The sequence below is a fragment of the Prosthecobacter sp. genome, assembly GCF_044378005.1.
Classification (GTDB): domain Bacteria; phylum Verrucomicrobiota; class Verrucomicrobiia; order Verrucomicrobiales; family Verrucomicrobiaceae; genus Prosthecobacter.
The window spans coordinates 32,467-38,466 of record NZ_JBILYB010000054.1 but is presented as its reverse complement, the minus strand read 5'-3'; the positions used below and the strand labels follow the sequence as shown (position 1 = coordinate 38,466).

Sequence of the window (6,000 nt, the reverse complement as noted above, 5' to 3'; positions counted from 1 at the left end):
CCTCAAAGTCCGCCCCGACTCACTCGCGAATCTCAGCGGAGCCACCATCACCGCTGACCCCGTCGCCCCGCTGGATGGCATCGCTTCCAGCACCATCACCAGCGGTTCCCAGAACCTGAATTTGAACTTCGGCTATAACGCCAGCAGCATCCCACCCGTCTCATCTGGCTGTCTCGCCCCGCGCGGCCAGACACTCGGCATGCAATACATGGTGACGCGCATCGGCAGGGACATCCTCGGTGCACTCGGACTCTATCAGTCCGACTCCATCATGAGCATCTCCCCGAATGGGCTCTATGTCTCCGGCGTCCGCTTCGGTGCCATCGCCCGTGGCTATGTCATGCAGGTGTCCACCTCCAGCTACTCAGACATCCCGAAGATCACCGCCACGAACCCCTACGCCATCGGCATGGACGTCAACGACGACGGCAACACCGTCGGCTTCGAGCGTCGCAGCGCTGGAAAAAACGTCACTCTCATCCCCTTCATCTACACTCGCGCCGCCAACACCACTCAGCGCCTGATCACTCCCTTCGATGCGAACGTCGCCATGACTGGCGAGCCTGTCAGCATCACCAATGACAACCTTTACGCCTTCGGCACCGTCGATCCCGACGGCCCAGGCACCACCGTCAGCCAGGGCGGTTATTGGTCCCTCAGCGACCGCCAGTGGACAGCCATCGCCGGACTGCGTCAGGTCATTGATGCCAGCTCCGATGGCAGCATCCTCCTCGTCGTCAATAGCAGCGGCCAGGGCCAGATCCTGCGTGGCAATGTCAGCAGCGGCTGGCCCACCGTCCTCGTCACCTTCACGGGTAAGCTCAAGTTCGGTAAAGTCAGCGCCAGTGGCCGCTACGTCGGCAGTGCCGAGACCCTCAGTGGCAAGCCCACCCCATTCGTCTATGACACGCTGAACGCCACCCGCAGCAATCTGCCCATCACCGCCGCAGACAGCCTCGGTGGCATCGTCGGTGCGCTGAGCGATACCGGTCGTGTCGTCGGCAGCATGTATCGCAGTGGCACCACGGGCAGCACCTCCGTCCTTTGGGAGTCCGCCACGGCGAGCTACACCACTCTTCAAAACGTCCTGCTCAATGACGGACACACGCAGCAGGACGCCTCCTACGCCGCATGGAATCTTTACAACGGCGGTGATGGCATGAGCTCCGATGGCCTCACCTTCGCTGTCTTTGGCAAGAACCCCTCCGATCAAGAAGATAGCCTCCTCTTCCAGACCATCCCACCTCCCGGAGATCGTCTCTGCGTCGGTAACGCTGTCTGGCTCGATGCCGATGCGGATGGCATCAAGGAAGTCGGCGAGCCCGGCATCGCTGGTGCTGTGGTCCGACTCTATCATGCAGGCGAAGACGGCCTCATCGGCGGCACCGGAGACAATGCCGACTGGGAGTACATGCCCAGCATCACCACCACCAGCACCGGCAGCTATGTCTTCAGCCCCGTCGCCGCTGGCAAATACTACATCACCGTCCAGCCGCCCGCCCTTTATCCGAGCACCTCAGGCGCTCCTGATCTCGACGACAACGGCCAGGACGATGACAACAACGCGCGTCAACCCGCCGGACCTGGAACTCTCGCCTACAGCCCCCTCATCACTCTCCAGGCAGGCACCGAGCCCGTGAATGATGGCGACTCCGATGCCAGCACCGACTTCACCCAGGACTTCGGTTTCAACAACGCCCTCAATGTCGGCAACACCGTCTGGAACGACGCCGACAACGACGGCACTTTCGAGCCGCTCACCGGTGAATTCGGAGTCCCAGGCATCACTGTCGAGTTGCTGAATGCCAGCACCGATGCGGTCATCATGTCCACCACCACGGACGACACTGGCGTGTATAGCTTCAACACCGCCACCGCCGCGAACTACAAGGTGCGTGTTCCCTTCCTCCCTGCGGCCATCCCGCTCAGCAGCAGCACCGTCACCACCACGGACAACGGCATCGACCACGACAACAATGGCGCGCAGCCCGGCGTAAAGCAATCCGCAGCAACCAGCATGAGCTTCGCGCTCGCCGCAGGCACCGAGCCCGGCAGCAGCGGTGGCACGAACAATGAGAAGACCATCGACTTCGGCATCCGCCCCTGCCCAGCCTTCACCATCACGCCTGCCACCCTCACCGCAGGCACGCAGGACAGCTCTTACAGCCAGGCGCTCAGCGCCACCGGCGGCGTCTCACCTTATGTCTGGAGTGTGCTTACTGGTGAGCTGCCACCCGGCCTGTCTTTGAGCTCCGCAGGCGTACTCAGTGGCACACCGATCCAGATCGGTGCCTTCATTTTCAGCGTTCTGGCCACCGATGCCAAGGGGTGCTCCACTCAGCAGACCTATAGTCTGCTGATCAACTGCCCCACCATCGCGCTCGCCCCCACCACGCTGCCAGCAGCCACCCGCCTGAGCGCATACACCCAGGCCATCACCATCACTGGCGGGCGCGCACCTTACGTTCTCAATGTCATCAGCGGCTCACTCCCCGCTGGCATCACGATTAACAGTGCCAACGAACTCTCCGGCACCACCAGCGTCGGCACAGGCTCCTTCAGCTTCACCCTCCGCGCCACCGACAGCCAGGGCTGTGTCGGCACCCGCGCCTACACCCTCAGCGTCGGCTGCTCCAGCATCACGCTGACTCCCGTCACGTTGATCAACGGCACCGTTGGTTCGGCCTATAGCCAGACCGTCGCCGCCTCTGGTGGCAGCGCCCCCTACACCTATGCCGTCAGCGTCGGATCACTGCCAGCCGGCCTGGCATTAAACACCAGCACCGGAGCCATCACCGGCACACCTACCAACTCCGCCAGCTCCAGCTTCACCATTCGCGCGACCGATAGCGTTTCCTGCACTGGTACGCGCAGCTACAGCGTCACCCCCGCCTGCACCACCATCACTGTCGGCCCCACCTCGTTGAGCAATGGTGTCGTCGGACAAGCCTACTCGCAGACCCTCACCGGCACCGGCGGCATTGCGCCCTACACCTTCGCCATCACCGTCGGCAGCCTGCCAGCAGGCCTCACGCTGAATACCAGCACCGGAGCGATCACCGGTACACCCACCGTTAATACCGCCGCCACTTTCACCGCCCGCGCCACCGATAGCGGTGGCTGTGTCGGCACACGGAATTACACCGTCACGCCCGTCTGTCCCACCGTCGTCATCACACCGGTCACCCTGCCCGCCGCCGTCGTCGGCAGCGCCTATTCGCAAAACCTCATCGCCACTGGCGGCACTGCGCCGCATAACTTCGTCGTTAGCAGCGGCACACTCCCCACCGGACTCACTCTCAGCAGCTCAGGCGTCCTCAGCGGTACGCCTACCACCGCAAACACCACCGGCGTCGCCATTACCTTCCGCGCCACAGATACCTATGGCTGCACTGGCACTCGCGTCATCAACGTGCAGGTCTGCCCAGTCATCACGCTGAATCCCACCTCCCTCAGCAATGGCGTCGTCGGCACCAGCTACTCGCAGACCCTCAGCGTCACCGGCGGCACATCGCCTTATCTCTTCGGCATCGCCAGCGGAAGCCTGCCCGCCTGGGCTGCACTGAATACCAGCACTGGAGTCATTAGTGGCACGCCAAACGCCACGACCAGCGCCAGCTTCACCCTCAGCGCCACCGATGCCAATGGCTGCGTCGTCACCCGCGCCTACACCATCGCTCCTGTATGCCCCGCCATCACGGTGAATCCCACCAGTCTCGCCGGAGCCACCGTTGGTTCGGCTTATTCGCAGAGCATTAGCGCCATGGGTGGCACCGCCCCTTATGCTTATGCCATCAGCGTCGGCGCTCTGCCCGCAGGTCTTAGTTTGAGCACCACCACCGGAGCCATCACCGGCATCCCCACCAGCAGCACAGCCGCCAGCTTCACCATTCGTGCTACGGATAACTATGGCTGCGTCGGCACTCGCGCCTACACGCTGACTCCCGTCTGCCCTGCCATCACCGTCAGCCCTACCAGCCTGAGCGATGGCACCCTTGGCACAGCCTACAGCCAGACCATCACCGCCACTGGCGGCACCGCCCCGTATGCCTTCAGCATCACCAGCGGCACCTTGCCGGCAGGCCTCAGTTTGAACCCCACCAGCGGTCTCCTCAGTGGCACGCCCACTGCGGGAAATGGCACCGGCACTGCGATCACTCTCACTGCCACCGATGCCTATGGCTGCTCGGCCTCGCGTCCGCTCACACTGAAAATTTGCCCAGTCATCACTCTCGCGCCCGCCACTCTGCCATCGGGTAGCATCGGCGTCGCTTACTCCCAGACCGTCACCGCCAGTGGCAGCGTCGCACCCTATGTTTACGCGCTCTCCAGCGGCACACTTCCCGCAGGACTAACTTTAAACACCAGCACCGGAGCCATCACCGGCACGCCGACCACCAGCGGAAACTCGAATATCACTCTCACCGGCACTGACGCGTACGGCTGCCTCGGCACCCGCAGCTACACCATCGCCATCGGCTGCCCCGTTACCACCATCTCACCCGCCACCCTGCCGGATGGCCTCGTCGGCAGCGCTTACAGCCAGACCACCACCGCCAGCGGCGGCAACGCCCCCTACGTCTGGGATCTCAGCTCCGGCACCCTGCCCGCCGGGATGACCTACTCCGCTGCCGGACTCCTCAGCGGCACACCCACCGCCAGCAACGGCCCCGGCGTCAACATCACCGTCCGCGCAACCGACAACTTCACCTGCGCCACCACGAAGAGCTACCTGCTGAAAATCTGCCCCATCATCACCGTCAATCCAGCCTCCCTCAGCACCGCCACCGTCGGCACCAGTTACAGCCAGATCATCACCGCCAGCGGCGGAGCCACCCCTTACATCTTCAGCGTTAGCAGCGGCAGCCTGCCCGCTGGTTTGAGCCTGAACTCCAGCACCGGAGCCATCACCGGCACTCCCACCAGCACCACCGCCGCCAGCTTCACCGTCACCGCCACGGATGTGAATGGCTGCCCCGGCCAGCGCCCCTACACGCTCACTCCAGCCTGCCCGGTAGTGACGCTGAATCCAGCAACTCCAGCTGCCGCAATAGTCGGAGTGCCGTATTCGCAGACCATGAGCGGAAGCGGTGGCACAGCCCCCTACACCTTCGCCATCACCAGCGGCACTCTGCCCACCGGCCTCAGCTTCAGCACCAGCACTGGAGCCATCACTGGCACACCGACAACGACGAATGGTGTGGGGACGTCGATTACTTTCCGAGTCACGGACAACTTCGGTTGTGTGGGGACACGTGCCGTCACTCTGCAAGTCTGCCCAGTTATCACGATGTCTCCCACCACTCTGCCGACGCCGACGGTGGGTACGGTTTACTCACAGACCGTGAGCGCCAGTGGTGGAGTCACTCCCTATGTATTCGGCATCTCCGGTGGTGCCTTGCCAGCCTGGGCTGCATTGAATGCAAGCACGGGTGTCATTAGCGGCACACCCAATAACACGACCAGTGCTACTTTCAAGGTGAGTGCTGTAGATGCGAATGGTTGTCAGGCAACGATCACTCACACACTGACTCCAGCCTGCCCGACGATCACGGTAAGCCCAGTCACGCTTACAGCACCAGTCTTGGGTGCTGCCTACACGCGGACATTCACCGCGACAGGAGGCACCGCCCCGTATCTCTTTGCTGTCAGCAGCGGCGTGCTGCCCGCAGGGCTTTCGCTGAATACCACTACCGGTGTCATCAGCGGTACCTGCACAAGCATCAGCACTGCCACATTCACCATCCGCGCCACGGACAATTATGGATGCCAGGGAACTCGCAATTACACGGTCACACCTGCTTGTCCGTCGATCAGTCTCACGCCATCGACTCTGCCAGGCGCGACGGTGGGAGTGGCTTACAGCCAGTCTGTCAGCGGCACTGGCGGCGTCTCACCTTACAGCTACAGCATCTCATCCGGTGCCCTGCCTGCGGGCCTGACTTTGAATGCGACCACGGGAACGATCAGCGGCACGCCAACTAGCACGGCCAGTTCAGG

General features: G+C 62.9%; 1 protein-coding gene (only partly in view). It reads left to right on the top strand.

Going from position 1 to position 6,000, the window contains the following annotated elements:
- Positions 1-121 precede the first annotated feature (121 nt).
- On the top strand, positions 122-6,000 hold the beginning of the coding sequence (locus AC6FTP_RS12450) for a putative Ig domain-containing protein (protein ID WP_497207245.1). Its footprint extends 21,025 nt past the window's final position; the window shows 5,879 of its 26,904 coding nt (coding positions 1-5,879); the start codon lies at positions 122-124; the stop codon falls past the right edge of the window.